Below are 17,745 nucleotides of genomic sequence, written 5' to 3' on the forward strand. Positions count from 1 at the left end.
CCCGGGACGGGTCGGCCGCGGGTTACCGCAATATGTCCGCCCGGGTGAGACGATGAAGACGATGTCAGCAGCCAATCCATCATCCGAGCAGCCCGGCCAGTCCGGCGAATCGCCTCCCGGCGTCCCGCCTGCTGCTGCCGCGCCTGCCGGCGAGGCCGCCTCCAGCGCCGCCCAGCCCGGCGAAGCCCGTTCCAGCGCCATCATGGCCGCCGGGACTCTGGTCTCGCGCATCCTGGGCTTCGGCAAGACCTGGATGCTTGGCGCGGCCCTGGGACTGGGTTCCACGGTCAATGACACGTTCATCAATGCAAACAACCTGCCCAACCTGATCTTCCTGCTCGTGGCCGGCGGTGTCTTCAATGCCGTGCTTGTGCCGCAGATCATCAAGGCAAGCAAGGCGCCCGACAGGGGAGCGGACTACATCAGCCGGCTCCTCACGCTGGCCGTGCTGGTACTGCTGTCCCTGACCCTGCTGGTGACGCTGCTGGCTCCCTTCGTCATCGAACTGACTACGCAGGGATATTCACCGCAGCAGAAGGCCCTTGCCGTCACGTTCGCCTTCTGGTGCCTGCCGCAGATCTTCTTCTACGGCCTCTATGCCCTCCTGACGCAGGTCCTGAACGCCAACGGCGCCTTTGGCCCGGCCATGTGGGCGCCCATCCTGAATAACATCGTGGCCATATTCGGTCTGGGCATGTTCATCTGGATTTTCGGCGCAAACGTGGCCAATCCGCATACCTTGGACAGCTGGGGCGACACCCAGACCTTCTTCGTGGCCGGTTTCTCCACCATCGGTGTCATCGCCCAGACTGCCATCCTGCTGATCCCCGTCTTCCGGCTGAGGCTGGGGCTGCGGCCTCGTTTCGGCTGGCGTGGAGTGGGACTTGGCCACGCAGCGAAGCTGAGCGTCTGGACGCTCCTGACCGCCGCCGTCGGCCAGCTCGCCTTCCTGTATGTGATGCGCATCGCCACCATTCCGGGTGCCGAGCGGCTCCGCCTCCAAAAGGCCGGCGACGTCGACGCCGCGGCGCTGCTTCCCGGCAACGCCGTGCTTGAGGTGGCCAGCCAGCTCTACCTGCTGCCGCATTCGATCATCGCCCTCTCGCTGGCCACGGTGCTCTTCAACCGGATGACCCACGCCTCCCAGGAGGGGAACCGCGACGAACTGCGCAATGCACTGTCCCAGGGGCTGCGCACCATGGCGGTCGCGACCGTTTTCGGTGCTCTCGCCCTCTTCGCACTGGCGGGGCCGCTGGGCATGTTCTTCTCCGGCGGGCTGCGGACGGACGGGATCATGCTGGCGCAGACCCTCACCATCCTGGCGCTCAGCACGCCTTTCATGAGCGCAAACTTCATGATGTCGCGGGTTTTCTACGCCAACGAGGATGCGCGGACCCCGTTCTACATCCAGCTGGTCCTGGCGCTGGTGAACGTGGTGGCGGCGTTCTTCATCCAGTTCCTCCCGTTCGACCAGATCATCTTCGCCATCGCCATTCTTTACACGGGCGGCAACATTTTCTCGGTGATCGTCAGTGCGTTCTTCCTGCGCCGGCTCCTGGGGCATCTGGACGGGCCGCGGATCGCCAACTCGTATATACGCATGGGGTACGCCGCCCTCGGTTCCGCCGTTGCCGGCGTCGGCGCCCTGTGGCTGCTGGGCAACTACAGCCCGGTTGGCTTCGCCTGGAGCAACCGCCTGACGGCGCTGGTGACCATCATCGTCGTCGGGCCCGTGATGCTGGCAGCCTACCTGCTGCTCCTCAAGCTGTTCCGCGTCACCGAGCTGCGAGACCTGCTCCGCCCGCTGCTCGGACGGCTGGGCCGCGGCGCCCCGCCCGCAGTACGGGGTGAGGCTGCTGCCACCGCCGCGGATGCGGCGCTGCACACCGATTCCGCCACGCCCGGGCCGGGTTCCGGTTCTACGGAACGGCCGACGGCGGAACGCGCCACGGTCTCAGTGGATACCGGCTTGATTCCGCGGATCTCGGGCGAATTCGATGCGGCGTCATTCCGTGCCGGACCGGCCCCGATGCCGGAGGGAGAGGACGGCGGACGCTCCGGCAAATCGACGTACCTGCCGGAGGAAGAGTCGCCCAGCAGCGCCCGCGGCAGCGCACTGCGCGAGGAGATCCCCTTGCCGGGCCGGAGGACGTTCCAGGGGAAACCCGGGCAGAACCCCTACTTCAGGCGCGGACGCAACAAGAAAAAATAAGACGCCGGCCGGGGCTCATCCAGCCCCGTCTCACCCGGCCGTTGCACAGCATCGGATAGGATCGAAAAAGAACAAGGGTAGTTGCGGGTCAGGTATCAGCCGGCTTGCCGGATGTCTTTCCGCGGTGGCGGCACACCCAGCCCGCGCAATTCCCGGACAGCCTAGGAGGAACACGTGTCCCACCCGATCGATGTCGGATCAGTACTTGGCGGCCGCTACAAGGTCACGGCCACAGTACTGACCTCGCATGACGAGGATCTGGTGCTGGATGGTACGGACCAGGTGCTCAACAGGCCGGTCAGCATTCTGGTGGCCGGTCCCCACAACGCTGACCAGGTGGCGCAGAGCGCCCGCGAAGTGGCCACCGGGGAACGCCCGGGCAGCGTGCAGATCCTTGACCTCGGCGTCAGCGACGCCACCACGTACCTGATCACCAACCACACGTCGGCCGCGGACCTGCTGGACCTCGTGGTTGCATCCAACCCGCCGTATGTTGAACCGTTCTTCACTGACACACTGGGCAGTGAGATTTTCGGGCAGGCCCGTTCTCACGAACCGGAACTTTACGATGACGAGGAAGAGGTCGACGCCGGCTACATCACCTACGGCGACGCGCACCGGAGTCAGGGTGACGCGTATCTTGCGGCCCGGCCCGGCCGCAGCTCTGGCCACAGTGCGGAGCAGCAGGCCGGCGCCGCCGCTCCGAGCGCTCCGGCCCGCAAGGCTCCCATCGTCCCTCCGCTGCCGCCAGGCCGCCCGGGCGTACCGGCGGCAGGCGCCGGTACGCCCGCAGGCACCGCCGCAGCCGCAGGAGCTGCAGGAGCCGCAGCTGCATCCCAGGGAAGGCCGCGGACTGACGTTCCGGAGACCACGGCGCCGCAGCCCGTCCAGCGCGAGAACGTCGAGCAGGCGCTGCTCCACCGTGAACGGAACCGTTCCGCGGACACCACCGACGGCTCACACGAGAGTGACGCAGTGGCGGCTGGTGGCAGGGATGAACAGCCGAAGGTATCGCTGTGGTCCCAGGACGACTATGTCGAAGTCCCCGATGAGCAGTACACAGAGGGTCATTACACCGACGATCATTACACCGACGGTGTGGACAGCCGCCACGGGGACCGGCACGCGAGTAGCTTCCCTGCTGCTGCCGGGACCGGCCTTGCTTCTGCCGGCAGCAACTACGACGATGACGACGATGAGCCTCGGCAGGAACCGCGATCCATGCGGTGGCTGGTGGGCGGCTTGCTGGCTGCAGTGCTGGTTGTCGGACTGATCTTTGCCGTCACCAACCTCGGCAGCCTGATCAAGCCTGCGCCGCAGTCCCAGGAAACCCCGGGATCAGTGGCAACGACGCCAGGCGAGGCAGCCACTGGAAGCCCCTCGCCAAGCCAAAGCACCGCTGCAGCGGCCGGACCGCCGGCCGTGGAAGGCGTTACACGGCTGGGGACCTTCGACTTTGCCTCCACCTACGACGGCGACCTCACCAAGACGTTCGACGGCAACTCGGCCAGCTACTGGTCGGACATGGAGTTCGCGACGGACAACTGGGGTGGTCTGGCGCCCGACGGCGTGCCGCTCGTGGTCAAGCTGAAGGATCCGTCCAAGATCTCCTCCATCACCCTGAACCAGCTGGGTGCGTCGGGCGGTAACATCAGCGTCTTCACCAACGACCGCCCGTCGCTGGACGGTGCCAAGCAGGTGGGCACCAACAGCTTCACCTCGCCCGATCTGACCATGCCGCTCGCTGAACCTGTCACGGCCGAGTACGTGATCGTGTCCATCAAGAACCTGCCCCGGCTCGCTGCGCCGAAGACCCGCTACGGCTTCGGACTGCGGCTGGCGGAAATCAAGGTTCAGTAGGGCGGTTCAGGAGGTCGGTTCAGGAGCCGGTCTGCCGGCTGCACGTTTCGGCCCGGGAGCCATGCCAGGTAACGGGCATGCTCTGACACAGCCCGAAACGGTACCCTTGGGGAACGTCTTGTGATGGCGCATGCTTGCAGGTTCCAGACCCTGCACCTGGCCTCCAATTCGTCTGGAATATTCGGCACCGCTATTCAGTTGTGCCATGTGGCCGGTCGAAAACTGGCTCATCGACTAAGGAAGAGGTTCACCGTTCAGTGAGCAACGCAGAAAACAGCGCGTCAGACGTACGTGATGTCATCATCGTCGGCTCCGGTCCGGCAGGCTACACCGCGGCCGTCTATACGGCACGTGCCAACCTTAAGCCGCTGCTTCTGGCCGGTTCCGTCACTGCCGGCGGCGAACTGATGAACACCACCGACGTCGAAAACTACCCCGGCTTTCCCGACGGCATCATGGGTCCGGACCTGATGGAGAACTTCGAAAAGCAGGCCGCCCGTTTCGGAACGGAAATCCAGTTTGAGGACGTCACGGCGCTGGATCTCGACGGTGACATCAAGACGGTCACCATCGCTACGGGGGAGACTTTCCGCGCACGGGCCATCATTCTGTCCACCGGCTCGGCATACCGTGAACTTGGCCTCGCCAATGAGAAACGTCTCTCTGGCCACGGCGTGAGCTGGTGTGCAACCTGCGATGGTTTCTTTTTCAAGGACCAGGACATCGCAGTCATTGGCGGCGGCGACTCTGCGATGGAGGAGGCCCTGTTCCTGATAAAATTTGCCAAGTCCGTAACGGTTGTCCACCGCCGCGACACGCTGAAGGCGTCCAAGATCATGGGTGACCGCGCCCAGGCTCACGAGAAGATCAACTTCGTCTGGAACACGGCCGTGGAGGATGTGCTCGGCGGTGACAAGGTGACCGGTCTGAAGCTGAAGAACCTTGTCGACGGCACTGAGTCGGAACTGGCCGTCACAGGAGTCTTCGTCGCCATCGGGAACGATCCCCGTACGGAACTTGTCAAGGACACCCTCGAGATGACCGACGCGGGAACTATCGCCGTGGAAGGCCGCAGCTCCCGGACAAGCATCAGGGGCGTCTTCGCCGCCGGCGACGTCGTCGATCCCACCTACCGCCAGGCCATCACGGCGTCCGGATCCGGCTGTGTTGCCGCGATCGACGTCGAGCACTACCTTGCTGACCTTCACGCCTGAGCGGCGCTGAAAACCATCCGAAAGAGAGAGACAGGATTATGAGCAACGCAAAAGATGTGACAGACGCAAGCTTCAGCACAGACGTTCTCGCTGCTGACAAGCCGGTAATCGTGGATTTCTGGGCCGAATGGTGCGGCCCCTGCCGCAAGCTCGGCCCCATCCTGGACGAAATCTCGGTGGAATACGGCGAAAAAGTCGAGGTCGTCAAAGTGAACGTAGACGACAACCCGGCCATCGCAGCTGAATACGGTATCACCTCGATTCCGGCCGTGTACCTGTTCCAGGGCGGCGAAGTAAAGAGCACCGTCATCGGCGCAAAGCCGAAGCAGTTCTTCGAAAAGGAATTTGCAGACGTCCTGTCCTAACCAGGCGTCCATCCTTACTAATGGGAAATCCTGCCTCCACCAGGGGCAGGGCTCGGCCACCACTCCAGGGGAGTGGTGGCCATCCTTTTGTGCGGCCATGGGCTTCGGGCTTCCGTGGAGATTGAACGGCGGGCGGCCGGTAGGGGCGTGCAGAATTGCCGGCGAGCTATGGCGGTCCGCGGAATGGGGGCAGCGGAGGTACTTGCCCCTCACTGTTGATCTAGCTGGGAACTCCGGTTTCTGCGGTTTTTCCCAGCTGCTGATCTGATCCGAGGGCAGACGTGGCGTGAGCCGCATGGCGGATACCAGGCACTCGACAGCACACTGAATGAGAGAAGCCGTCCGCTGGGTCGGAGCCGGGTCTCCGCTGGTGCTGGTGCTAGTGGCGGCGCTAGGTCGTGCTGAGCCATCTGATGGGCTAACTAAACCGAATTTCATTTCCCAGACCTACTTACTTCACTGAGATGACCTGAGAGTTGTGCTGTCGCCCCGCGGCAGTGCGGGCTAAGGTGATTTGGGCTGCGGGACGAGGTGAGGGCGTCTCAGACCGATGGGGCGGGTTCTCGTCTAATCTCTTCACGGCGTCGATGTGCTGCCGTCGGATACCAGTTCATTGTTGCCGTTTCACGTGAAACGGGCGCAGACGATGGGGGACTCCTAAGGCCGCCCCCAGGGAACGGCCAGCATGCGCCTTTTGACCACCGACAGCGGGTCATGCCCACTGCACGGACCTTGCGACTATCAGCCCCATTGCGCGAATAGTCAGATGCTCCTAATTTCGCGCGACTAAACTGTTCACTTTTGGAGACTACCGTCTGGCCCTGCGTTCATTTGCATGGCGTGTTTTGGCAGTTGGACGTGGCGCGTGTGGGTCTTGGCCCTCCGCGATGATCGCTTCTTCACAGAAGATCGCACAGATATGGTTACCGCAACCAAGGGAGAAGGACACAAACGCGATCCAAGTCAGGGCTTCCCGTCCCGCTCCTCTGCTGTTTCTCAGTCCTCAACCCCGCATGCGTGCATGCTCCCCACGGCGTCCCCGCGTCTATGCTCTAGGCAACAGCACCGGGAACAACATAACCACGGCCCCTGACCAATCCATGCGCCGACATGGTTTCACGTGAAACGCACCGTGCAGCCACGACGAAACTGTGAGTTCGTAAGGTAGAGGCGCACGGCACAACTCCCGGCCACGCACCTACGCCCCTACGCACCTACGCACCTATAACGCGATCGTTCACGGTTGCCGTGCCCCGCTGCCGTTCACCGTTTCACGTGAAACATCCACCCACGGCAGCTGTAAACGATAGCTACCAGTCCGAAGACACCGCTGGGCTGGAGAATCTCATCAGACGAAGCAGATCTGATTTAGACGAATCTCCCTGGAAAGCCACTTTCAACCGCAAAGCGGCAAACACTGCACGGACATCAGCAGCGGTTCCTCACCCAGCGGCCACAACGCCGTTTAGAACAACGACTAGGTATTACGAAAGCCGGCTTAAAGTCCGCGCGCCAGCGATCGGCAGCGCGCCGCAGCGGACGCTTTCACGAAGTCCACCCCAGCGCACAACATGGCTTCGATTCCCGGGAATTTGGGCCGACTCCGACGCCTCCGGACCATCACAACCTAAGAGCCGGGCACTTTCTATTGGTGCGGCCGGGAGCGACGCAAGCTGGCGCCGGCGCAACGTGGCGCTCCCGACTGGGCCAGGGCAACGGAGCGGAGGTGTTGCGAACCCGGCGTCTCGATCAGGCCGCGGCCATTTACTACCAAGTTGCACGCGTTTCGTTGTCTCGAGCGGGCCCGTCCGGCGACTCGGGGTCCAGGATGGAGTGCAACGTAGTCTGGCAGGGGTGTTGCGGATGGGGGAGCCATTCCCCGCAGCCCTGTACCTTGCAACCCTGTCCCTTCCAACCCCGTCCCGCCTATCTGTTCCTCTTGCCGTCGCGGATTGAAGCACGGGAGGAAATAGCCACACAGCGTACATAGATACGTGAATTAATGATCAGTCGGTCGCGCACTGACCGTACTTCCCCTGGCCAACACCGCAAAACTGGTGGCCGCCGCCGTTCCGCCGGCTGCGCGATGCTGCTCTGCTGCTTTGCTGCGGCAGCCTGACCGCGGCAAGGTTTCACGTGAAACAAGCCTCCAGCCGTGTTGCCACGTCTCTCTCCAGAAGACAAAAATGCGTTCAAGGCTGGGACCAAACTCAGTCCCGCAATTTGGGAGGGCTCCACGCGCTTTTACGGGGCCGAGAGGAGCGAATGCAGACCGAGGACCAGAAGGTCGTGCCGGAGGGCGCAGAACTCCCGCACGGCAGCTGCCTGCCGCCCCTGCGCGGTGTACCCCCTTCAACTCAGAGCTGCCACAGGAAGTCCCGACGCTCGCGAGCCTGATCCGTCAGCTGGAAGAGATGCGGAACATGCCCGGATGCCAGTCCCATGCACCCGGCCGGATCCTGCGTGCCCAGGGGCAAAAAACGCGACTGTTCACCGGTGAACAATTGAAGCGAAAGTCCGACTGGAATGCCCGATCAAAGTCCCGTCACCTGGCTTGCACAAAACAACTGAGCCACATGCTCGGCCGGTCTCACACAGTCGGTCTCACACAGTCGGGATTCGACGAGCGGTGGCGGGGTCCACTCCAACACAAAAGCCCGCCCCCAACAAGGCTGTCCACTCCCTGGCATGCCGACTGCCGGCTAGCGATGTTTCACGTGAAACGGTGGATGGAATTTAACGGACGCCAAGGACACTGCCCGAGTGAAGATCCTTCGCCGCGCGTCTTGCTGGACCCGCGCCCCATTGGCAGTCCGGGACGCCGCCTCCGTGGACCCCGGAGAGCTGCGCGCCCCAACGTTCGAGGTAGCCGCATCCCACAGGTCCGACCTACGCCAGTACGACAAGCTTCACGCCTAGCCAAGCACACACCTCGCGAAACATACGGCGCCCAGGGATACGGCGACAGTCCAGACCAGCCTTGGGGGTTACAACAGCCTATGCCCAGTCGCCGAGACTCACAGCCGGTTGCTGGTTTCGGAAACTGAGAAAACACACAGACGCTTCCGAATATTGAATGAAGCCCCGGCCGCCGACGATGGCCTAGGGCACAGTACGCGCCCGGGTCTTCAGTGGTTGGTCGTTATGTTGCTGGGGTGTCCCGCTGCGACAACAGGCATCCCGCGTGGTCCTGTAGCGACTTCCAATGGTGACGATTCCTTGTCCCCACCGGTTGGTCATTATGTTGCTGGGGTGTCCCGCTGCCACAAAAGCCATCCCCGTTCGCTGCACCCGCAGCGTCCTCCGACGCTGGAGACCCCATGTCACGACGGGGATCCGGTTCAGGAGCGGCGCCCCCACAGCCGTGAACCCGGCCATCGACCGGCCCTCATCGGATCGGAGAGTAGTCGGGCTGGACTGGAATGCGGATCGGGAATGGAGGCGGAAGCACAGTAGCCACAGATATTTGCCCGGAGCCGACGTTGCCAGACTAGGTTTACGACAGGCTTGCCGCCAGCGGATTGCCCGACTCCGGGGGATTTTCCGATCGTTGGCCGTGACATTATTCACACCGTTATCCACAGGTGAATCCACAGGCTTCTACACAGCAGCCCCCGCGGGCGCGGATTGATGCGGGTCTACTGGGGCCTGGGGTGCACGACCGAACTGCCGGCTTCAACGACGGGATCGGACCGTCGGCACTTTACAGGGCTCTCGGCGTCGCCTCCACTAGCAGCACAAACCGTCCAGGAGTAAACCAAATTCGCTCAACTGCCGCCTTCCTGCGCCCGGTTCCGGGGGTGTCAGGGATAGGAGGTAGATCCTGCTCGCCGTTTCACGTGAAACATTTGCCACGGTTGCCGTGCGTCTGCTTCGCTCGAAGCTCAGCCGGTGACGCGAAAGTCTTGAATTGAGGCACACGCTGAGTGGCATCGGCCGGTACTTATCCCCAAAGTTATCCACAAGGTTTTCCACCACGATATCCACACACTTTTCCACACGTGAGCTGGGTGACTTGGAGAGGGATCCTACGTCGCAGGGAAGGCGGATGGGCCGGCCGGCGGACCGCGTCGTTGAAGTTGGAGTAGCCCTGCGCTTCCCTTCTCGTGGCGTCCCTCCGCTACGATCATTATCACCAAGACGGAATGCGGTGCTCTAGCCCAGTTCCACAGACTCGCGCTGTCACACAGGCTCTGCGTAGGGTCTGCAGGTCGCCCTTGCTCCAGGGCATATCGCGGTTCAAACCGATTGCCCGGGCTCACCTGACCGGCTGCAACCGGAAGCAGATCCGGCAAGCTAGGCAATGCGACTCGGACCGTACACTGAACATGCGCGCTGTAGGATCAACGGCTGCGCTACGTCCTGCAGATTGTGAGAACCGACCCCGGCCGGATGAACACAGAGCCCGGGGGAGCCGCTCCGCATCGGAGCCAGCACGACTCGCAACTTTCGATCGACGGAGACTGGCGCTACCAGCGAAGGCGCGAGGGTAGGAAGAACTCACAAGCTAACAAGTCGAGGTTACCTGCCATGCAGCCGCACACGAAGTAGTACCGGCTACGCGGCTACCGTCAGCGTCCACAACACCAGTGTTACCTATCCGGAGATCCATCTCGACGAGAAGGACGGTGCACTCCAAAGGGAGAAGGGCGGGCGGCTACCGAGCCTGCACGGAGGCCGCACCACCAAACGCGTACTGGCAGACGCCTACGGAACGTTTCACGTGAAACGGGAACCAAGGGGTTTCACGTGAAACACACTGGCCGTCCGGTTATCCGTCCATCGGTTCACGCTACCGTCACCGGCACGGAGGAGAGGCCATGAGCATACGCGCCTGCCCGGAAACTGCTCCAGAGGTGCCGTACCCGACCCGACGCATGTACAAGTCTGCTTGGACGAGCCCGTCGAGTGGGCCACCGACTATTCCACCAATCTTCAGTGCCTTGACCGTGCACCACCACGGACTTGCCTGATGCGGAACGGACAGGCCAAATCTCGAAACTACCGCCCACGTGGGCCTGGGGGACTACGGCGAACTGTCCGAGGCTGGATGGTGCACCTGCCGAAGGCGCCTCTTTCGTTCATGGGACATACCGACCACAGGAGTCGCCTCCGCTGCTGGACCAGCCGAGGCTGCAGCTCCGCACGTTGTCCGTCCAGCTCGACAACGGCACCAGCAAGAGGACCCATCCCGGACGGAGGAGGTAGGCGCCAAACAGCTTCCCGAGCGTCACATCGCAATTCTTCGAGCTAAGGGCGTGGAGTCCACTAGAGCACTTCCAGCGAGTCTCGTCCTAGGAGCGGGAAGCCGTTGCGGAGACCGACCTACTACTTATCCGTTCATCGCTCTGCAGCCTCGCACCAAGAGAAGGGGTGCTCGGAGTAATCCCGCCGCACGAAGCCCGGGATGCCCCGCGCAACTGCAGAACGAGGACGGGATCTCATTCCTGAATATCCCTGAGCCCAGGAGACGGATCTACTCCAGGCAGGCAGGCGCATATCTCCAGGGCGCCTTTCACTTGTTTCACGTGAAACGTAGACCGTGTTGGGAACACATCTTGCTGGATATCCAGGCTCGTTATCGCACCCCTTCGCTTCAGAGCGGGGAGCCTTTGCCGACCTGCTAGCCCGAAAGTAGACAAGGCTTCGTTACGCGTCGTGCCACGTCGCGCGGCGAAATCCTCTACGGACGGCCCGTCGAAGAACCTCTTCAGCGGCGTTTCACGTGAAACAAGCGGTGGCGAAAAGCCACGAATAGCTATGTCGCGCGCCGCCGCCCCCGCCAAATCCAGCATCCGAAGACGCCTTTTCCCTGAGAGCAGCCCGGATACACGGCCATGCAGGTCGGCCGGTTATCCAGTTTCGTACAGGGGGAGCGATTAGGGGGCGGCATCAGGGACATCAGAGCAGCTCGTACTGGGTTAGGGGCGCCATAAGGCTACCGGACGCAGAAAGAGCACTGAGGGACGCTCCCGCGCCAGGGAGGCGCTGTCGCCGTCTCAATCAGCACCTGAAGGGTGCTGTGGGCAACGGGAGGGATTCAGGCCCATTGAACCTCGCCCACTATGGTGGAGAGCTTCGAAGGACCGACCAGCGCCGCAAAAGGCCCCTACACCCGAGAAAGGTGGGCGCCTAGTCCGCAGAATGGCGTCTGGTTGTCACCATCATCAGGCTTCTCATCGCATTGACGCCATTTCGAGTGTTTGGCTGACCGTCGTGGCGTGCGCGTACTCAGCCTTCGGAGCGCCGGCGCACGCTCTAAGCCCCATCACCGCGTCCGTTGTAACAAAGCCTGGTCCGCTGAGTGCACTTTCACCTACAGCACACTCGCCAGCAGCACAGTACCGCTTGCGATCACGACGGGTAGGTCAGCACGTACATCCAAGACAATGAGGGCCTACCAAACAACAGGGTGTCGACCTATTAAACAGCAGAACCGTCCTTATTGATCAGCATGGTGGCGCCCGTGTAGACAACGGGATAGGCGCTCGAGCGGACGCACAGGAGCAAATCAACGCATCGCGGGCGAAACCGAGCCCCACCAGAAGCCGAGCCACACAAAAAAAGGGGTCCGTTTCACGTGAAACGGACCCCAGACGAAAACTCAGAATCTAGCTCTCGGACCCCGGAGCCAGGACGTCCATGATGCGATTTAGGTCCTCGACGCTCGCAAATTCGATGCTAACGCGGCCCTTCCGCGCACCCAGAGAAATCTTGACGTTCGTGTCCAAACGATCCGACAACGAGGACGCAAGATAGTCCAGGCGCTCATGACGGGCACCGGGACGAGGAATGTTATTCTTGGGCTGAGCCGACGGCTCACGGTGCAGGGTTACTGCTTCCTCGGTGGCCCGCACAGACATGCCCTCAGCAACAATCCGCTGGGCGAGACGTTCCATCGCGGCGGCATCGGGCAGGGACAGAAGAGCGCGGGCGTGGCCGGCGGACAGTACGTTGGCGGCAACCCGCCGCTGCACCAGCGGCGGCAACTTAAGAAGGCGCAGCGTATTGGAGACCTGCGGACGGGACCGGCCGATGCGATCTGCCAGCTGCTCGTGCGTGGTGCCAAAGTCTTCCAGCAGCTGCTGGTAGGCAGCTGCCTCTTCCAGGGGATTCAGCTGGCTGCGGTGCAGGTTCTCGAGCAACGCATCCCGGAGGAGGTCGTCGTCGGTAGTATCGCGGACGATCGCGGGGATCGTGGCAAGGCCAGCGGCCTGGACCGCCCGCCACCGGCGCTCACCCATCACCAGCTCATATGGTTCTCCACCGGATTCGGTTGAAGTACGCACCACAATTGGCTGGAGGACGCCTATTTCGCGGACAGAATGCACGAGCTCCGCCATGTCGTCCTCATCGAAGACGGTACGAGGCTGCTTTCGGTTCGGATGGATGTCCGCCACGGGGATTTCGGCGAAACGCACGCCGGGCACCTCGACGAGTTCCACATCGTCAGCTGTCCTTGGACGGCCGCCGTCACTGGAGTCCGATTGCTCCGCCGGCGAACCCGCTTCACTCTCGGTCACCCCGGCAGTATCAGCAGTTTCAGCAGCTGGCTGTGGTTTCGCCCGGCCGGCCGCGTCTGTTTCCTGGCCAGCTGTCTTGGTGGCCTTCGCCCCTACCTTGGTGCCAGCCGGTCGAGGTGCGGCAGTCTTGGCGGCAGGCTTTTCAGTCTGAGCCTCAGCAACTTCAGGGTCAGTGGCATCGGGGGCGTCGGGGCGTGCAGTCTTGCGGGCTTCCGGAAAGAAGAGATCCACTGGGCGTGACGGCGCTGCTCCGTTGCCGGAAGCGCTTGCGGCGGCGGAACTTGGAATGAGTGCGCCAAGACCGCGACCGAGCCCGCGTCGCTTATCGCTCATGGATAAATCCCTCCATTGGAAGAGCCCGGCTATGCCGGGCTCCGGCTGTTGCAGTGTTTGGAAAATTCTAACGCTCAGCGATTTCCGCTGCGGCTTCCAAATAGGAAAGTGCACCGCTGGAGGACGGATCGTACGTCATGACTGTTTGCTGGTAACTCGGTGCTTCCGAGATCCGTACGGAGCGGGGGACAACGGCCCCCAACACCTGATCGGGGAAATGCTGCCGAACCTCGGCCGCCACCTGTGCGGCCAGGTTGGTGCGGCCGTCGTACATGGTCAGCAGAATTGTCGAGACGACCAGATCTGCGTTCAGGTGCTTCTGGATCATCTCGATGTTCTTGAGGAGCTGGCTCAGCCCCTCAAGGGCGTAGTACTCACACTGGATCGGGATCAGGACTTCGCCGGCAGCGCAAAAGGCGTTGACCGTCAGCAGACCGAGACTCGGCGGGCAGTCGATGAAGATGTAGTCCAGCCGCTGTTCGCCCTTTTTCTCACGTGCCTTGGCGTAGACATCGATCGCGCGGCGGAGTCTCTGCTCCCTGGCCACCAGGGACACAAGTTCAATTTCCGCGCCGGCAAGGTGGATGGTGGCGGGGGCACAAATGAGGTTGCTGATGTCGGGGCACGGGGCCACGACATCTTCCAGCGGAACGTCGTTGATCAGGACGTCGTAGATGCTGTCCACGTCCGCATGGTGTTCAATGCCCAGCGCGGTGGAGGCGTTGCCCTGCGGGTCGATATCTATGACCATGACGTTCAGTCCGGCTGCCGCGAGCGCGGCTGCGATGTTGACCGTGGTGGTGGTCTTGCCGACGCCGCCCTTTTGATTCGACACCGTGAAGATACGGGTTTTCTCGGGTTTGGGAAGGTTGCGGCCCAGCAGCCTTTCGCGGCGCCTGTTCTCGTGCGCAAGCTCGCGGGCGATGGGGCTCGAATCGTCCAGCGTGTCCAACACGTTCGTCCGGCCACCTGTTTCACGTGAAACTTTCGCCACATCTGTCTTGCCTGCAACCGGATTCAGGTGATTGGAGGCTGCAGCGACGGTGGGTGCAGCTACGGCGCGTGCCGACCCCAGAGACACGAACGGGGGTATCCGCTGTGTGAAGGTTTCGCTACTGGTCACTGGGACACACTCACTCTCGTTCGGCTTTTGCTGCCGCTCTCTAGCCTAACCGCTCCGCCGTCAAGACCTGCGGCAACGGGCCTTGGGCTAGGCGATCTTTTGGGACTTCTTCACGACGATGCGCACCACTGTAGTCGGTTCCTCAAGCAGGTCCTCGCCTACTGTTACGACCGAAGTCTGTACGCCGCCGAGCTTACGGATCACCTTGGTGGCCTTCTCGATTTCATCTGCGGCGCTGCGCCCCTTGATGGCCACGACCTCACCCTCCCCGTCAAGGAGGGGGATGGTCAGCCCTGCCAGGTTGCTGAGTGCCGACACTGCCCGGGCCGTGACGACGTCCGCCTTCACCATGCCCACAGCCTGCTCGGCCCGAGCGCGCATGATGGTGACATTGTCCAGCCCGAGGTCATCGACCACTTCCTGGAGCCAGATCACCCGGCGTTCGAGCGGCTCAATAAGAGTGAGTTCCAGATCCGGACGGGCTATGGCAAGGCAGAGACCCGGCAGTCCGGCGCCGCTTCCGACGTCGGCCACATGGCTTCCCTGAGCAATCTCGCTCTCGATGACAGCGCAGTTCAGCACGTGCCGCCCCCACAGTCGCGGTATTTCCCGCGGACCGATGAGTCCGCGCTCGGTTCCCGATGTGGCCAGGTGCTCGACGTACCGTTCCGCCAGGGCGAGACGGTCGCCGAAAATCTTCTCCGCCGCCTGGCGCTCAGCAGCCGTAATTTCTACCATCAGTTAGTCAGTCGACAGAGACGACGATGTGGCGGCCGGCGCCTTCGCCCTCGGACTCGCTCACGAAACCCAGATCGGCAACGGCGTCGTGAACGATCTTGCGCTCATAGGCACTCATGGGTTCAAGGGCCACGGGCTCACCGGTTTCCTTGGCGGTCGCGACAGCGTCCTCCGCGATCTTCTGCAGGTGGCCGGCACGTTCCTTGCGGTACCCGTTGATGTCCAGGACGAGGCGGGAGCGGTTTTCCGTGGCGGAGAGCACCGAGAGCCGGGTCAGTTCCTGCAGCGCCTCGAGGACTTCGCCGTCGCGGCCTACCAGGCTCTCCAGTCCAGCGGATTCTTCCTCGGTGACGATGGAGATGTAGGTGCGTCCGTTGCGGACCTCGATGTCGATGTCGCCGTCGATGTCGGCGATATCCAGCAGTTCCTCGAGGTAGTCGGCTGCGACGTCGCCTTCTTCTTCCAGGCGGCTTACAGCAGTTCCCTTGTCGGTAGCCACAGCCTCGGTGGTGTTGTCCTGGTCTTCGCTGGTTGCAGCGGAAAGTGCTTGTTCTGAGCTTTCAACAGACATTACTTCTTCTTCCTGTTCTTGCGTTGTGGCTGGATGCGCTGGGCCTTGGCTTGCGCTACCGCAGCGGCTGCAGCGGCCTCTGCCTCGACGTCGGCCTTCTTGCCTCCCAGGATGGGGAGGGCCGGGAGGCCCTTGGCGGCGCGGCGCTCGGCGAGGGCCTTGGCGGCGGGGGATCCCGGCGTCGGCATACGGCGGATCACGAAGAACTGCTGACCCATGGTCCACAGGTTGGTGGTGGTCCAGTAGATGAGGACACCGATCGGGAAGTTAATGCCACCCACGCCGAAGACGATGGGCAGGATGTAGAGCATCATTTTCTGCTGGCGCATGAACGGGCTGGCCATGGCTTCTTCAGACATGTTCTTAGCCATGATCTGCTTCTGCGTGATGAACTGCGACGCTGTCATCGCAAGGATCATGATGATGGAGAGGATCCACACAGCAGTGAGGTTGCCTTCGCCGCCGTGCAGCAGCGATGCGGACAGCGTGGCCCCGAAGATGGTGGACTCATCGAACTGCACCACTTGGTCGTGGCTCATCGCACCGATGCCGTTGCCTTGGTCACGGGCCGTGCTGATGCCGGAGAGCACCGTGAACAGCGCGAAGAAGAACGGCATCTGGATGAGCATGGGCAGGCAGGCCGAGAACGGGTTGGTGCCGTGCTTCTTGTACATGGCCATCTGCTCCTGCGCCATGGCCTGGCGGGACAGCTGGTCAGTCTTGCCCTTGTACTTGTCCTGCAGCTTCTTCAGGTCCGGCTGCAGCAACTGCATCCCGCGCTGTGCCTTGATCTGCTTGACGAAGACGGGAATCAGGGCGGCGCGGATCACCAGCACGAGCCCGATGATGGACAGCGTCCACGTCCAGCCGCTGGCCTCGGGAAGTCCGATGCCGCTCAGGCCCTCATGGAAGCCCACCATGATGATGGACACAAGCCATTTGAACGGAAACATGATTGTTTCAAAGAAGTCCATACGATATCCCTATTCGTTAGGCCGCAGCGCGGCCTTCTCCATCAGTCCGAGCAGCCAGGTACTTGTCCGGGTTGTTCAGCACAACAATTGTGGGGGTCTGGTTGTCAGGCCACTCCCGGTGACCGGCGGGGACGTGGTCCACACCGCCGGCATTCCAGGGATGGCAGCGCGCCAAGCGCTTCGCCGCGAGCCAGCTTCCTTTTACGGCACCGTGGACGGTGATGGCCTCAAGCGCGTACGCCGAGCACGAAGGAAAGAATCGGCAGACCTGTCCGTACAAGGGTGAAATCACCTTGCGGTAGGCCATGAGCAGAAGAATGAGGATATTGCGAGGCAGGTTCCAGACGAATCTGCCGGCGGCCGCTGCTGCGGACTTTGCGGAACGGACGACGGCGGCAGTCAGGTCAAGCACGCTGTGTCCCTTCCTGTGTTGTTCCGTTCGAACCAGTTCCAGCCGACCGTTGGCGGCCCTGCAGCCGCTTCATGGTGGCTTCCAAGGCAGCGTTGTAATCCGCTACCAGTTCCTGCCAGCTGGCAGTCGCAGACGCGGGCAACGCACGCACCACAATAGCGAACCCGGTCCCGTACTCGCGCAGCGAGACAGCACCGGCTTCCCTAAGTCTCCTCTTAACGAGGTTCCTGGCAACAGCGTTCCCGACACCCTTGGAAACGATGAACCCGATCCGGCTGGGTTCATCGGCCCCGATGGTTGCCGTATATAACACTACGTTCCGGCGTCCATTGCGGACACCGGAACGTACAGTTGTTGAAAAATCGGTTGAGGTCCTAAGACGGTTCCTGGTGGCCAGCACCGTTAAACTCGCAAAGGAAG

At 62.3% G+C, this 17,745-nt stretch carries 12 protein-coding genes; 5 read left to right on the forward strand and 7 right to left on the reverse strand.

The window, feature by feature from the left end:
- Window positions 1–61 precede the first annotated feature (61 nt).
- From murJ to JYA52_RS18610, 5 genes are all read left to right on the forward strand, one after another.
- Window positions 62–2,212 carry a murein biosynthesis integral membrane protein MurJ gene (gene murJ / locus JYA52_RS18590; protein WP_205654738.1) on the forward strand — a complete coding sequence of 717 codons (2,151 nt, stop codon included), beginning with the start codon at window positions 62–64 and terminating at the stop codon, window positions 2,210–2,212.
- Between the two features lie 174 nt (window positions 2,213–2,386).
- Entirely contained in the window at window positions 2,387–4,072 is a 1,686-nt protein-coding gene (locus tag JYA52_RS18595; protein WP_205654739.1) for a protein kinase family protein, read from the forward strand.
- A gap of 257 nt (window positions 4,073–4,329) precedes the next feature.
- The gene (gene trxB / locus JYA52_RS18600) at window positions 4,330–5,286 is read left to right on the forward strand and encodes a thioredoxin-disulfide reductase (protein WP_205654740.1); all 957 of its coding nucleotides are present in this window, start codon (window positions 4,330–4,332) and stop codon (window positions 5,284–5,286) included.
- A 38-nt stretch (window positions 5,287–5,324) separates the two neighbouring features.
- On the forward strand, window positions 5,325–5,651 hold the full coding sequence (gene trxA, locus JYA52_RS18605; protein WP_205654741.1) for a thioredoxin: 327 nt from the start codon (window positions 5,325–5,327) through the stop codon (window positions 5,649–5,651).
- 2,763 nt (window positions 5,652–8,414) lie between these two features.
- Window positions 8,415–8,570 carry a hypothetical protein gene (locus JYA52_RS18610; protein ID WP_205654742.1) on the forward strand — a complete coding sequence of 52 codons (156 nt, stop codon included), beginning with the start codon at window positions 8,415–8,417 and terminating at the stop codon, window positions 8,568–8,570.
- Between the two features lie 3,692 nt (window positions 8,571–12,262).
- On the opposite strand, the gene JYA52_RS18615 is transcribed toward JYA52_RS18610, so the two are convergent.
- The 7 genes from JYA52_RS18615 to rnpA all read right to left on the reverse strand — a co-directional run bounded on the left by JYA52_RS18615 (window position 12,263) and on the right by rnpA (window position 17,725).
- The gene (locus JYA52_RS18615; protein ID WP_205654743.1) at window positions 12,263–13,507 is read right to left on the reverse strand and encodes a ParB/RepB/Spo0J family partition protein; all 1,245 of its coding nucleotides are present in this window, start codon (window positions 13,505–13,507) and stop codon (window positions 12,263–12,265) included.
- A gap of 67 nt (window positions 13,508–13,574) precedes the next feature.
- Complete coding sequence (locus JYA52_RS18620) at window positions 13,575–14,630, reverse strand: ParA family protein (RefSeq protein WP_307869441.1); 1,056 nt, start codon at window positions 14,628–14,630, stop codon at window positions 13,575–13,577.
- Window positions 14,631–14,717: 87 nt separating this feature from the next.
- Window positions 14,718–15,368: a 16S rRNA (guanine(527)-N(7))-methyltransferase RsmG gene (rsmG, locus tag JYA52_RS18625; protein ID WP_205654744.1), complete on the reverse strand. Its 651-nt coding sequence runs from the start codon at window positions 15,366–15,368 to the stop codon at window positions 14,718–14,720.
- A 7-nt stretch (window positions 15,369–15,375) separates the two neighbouring features.
- On the reverse strand, window positions 15,376–15,939 hold the full coding sequence (locus JYA52_RS18630; RefSeq protein ID WP_205654745.1) for a Jag family protein: 564 nt from the start codon (window positions 15,937–15,939) through the stop codon (window positions 15,376–15,378).
- A complete protein-coding gene (gene yidC, locus JYA52_RS18635; protein ID WP_205654746.1) occupies window positions 15,939–16,913 on the reverse strand; it encodes a membrane protein insertase YidC in 975 nt (324 codons plus the stop codon). The genes JYA52_RS18630 and yidC overlap by 1 nt, the downstream gene beginning before the upstream one ends.
- Window positions 16,914–16,929: 16 nt before the next feature.
- Window positions 16,930–17,325 carry a membrane protein insertion efficiency factor YidD gene (gene yidD, locus JYA52_RS18640; RefSeq protein WP_205654747.1) on the reverse strand — a complete coding sequence of 132 codons (396 nt, stop codon included), beginning with the start codon at window positions 17,323–17,325 and terminating at the stop codon, window positions 16,930–16,932.
- On the reverse strand, window positions 17,318–17,725 hold the full coding sequence (rnpA, locus tag JYA52_RS18645) for a ribonuclease P protein component (RefSeq protein ID WP_205654748.1): 408 nt from the start codon (window positions 17,723–17,725) through the stop codon (window positions 17,318–17,320). Before rnpA ends, yidD begins: the two co-directional genes overlap by 8 nt.
- Window positions 17,726–17,745: the final 20 nt, after the last annotated feature.

Origin of the sequence: Arthrobacter pascens (assembly GCF_017052465.1) — a bacterium.
In the GTDB taxonomy this organism is placed as follows: domain Bacteria; phylum Actinomycetota; class Actinomycetes; order Actinomycetales; family Micrococcaceae; genus Arthrobacter; species Arthrobacter pascens.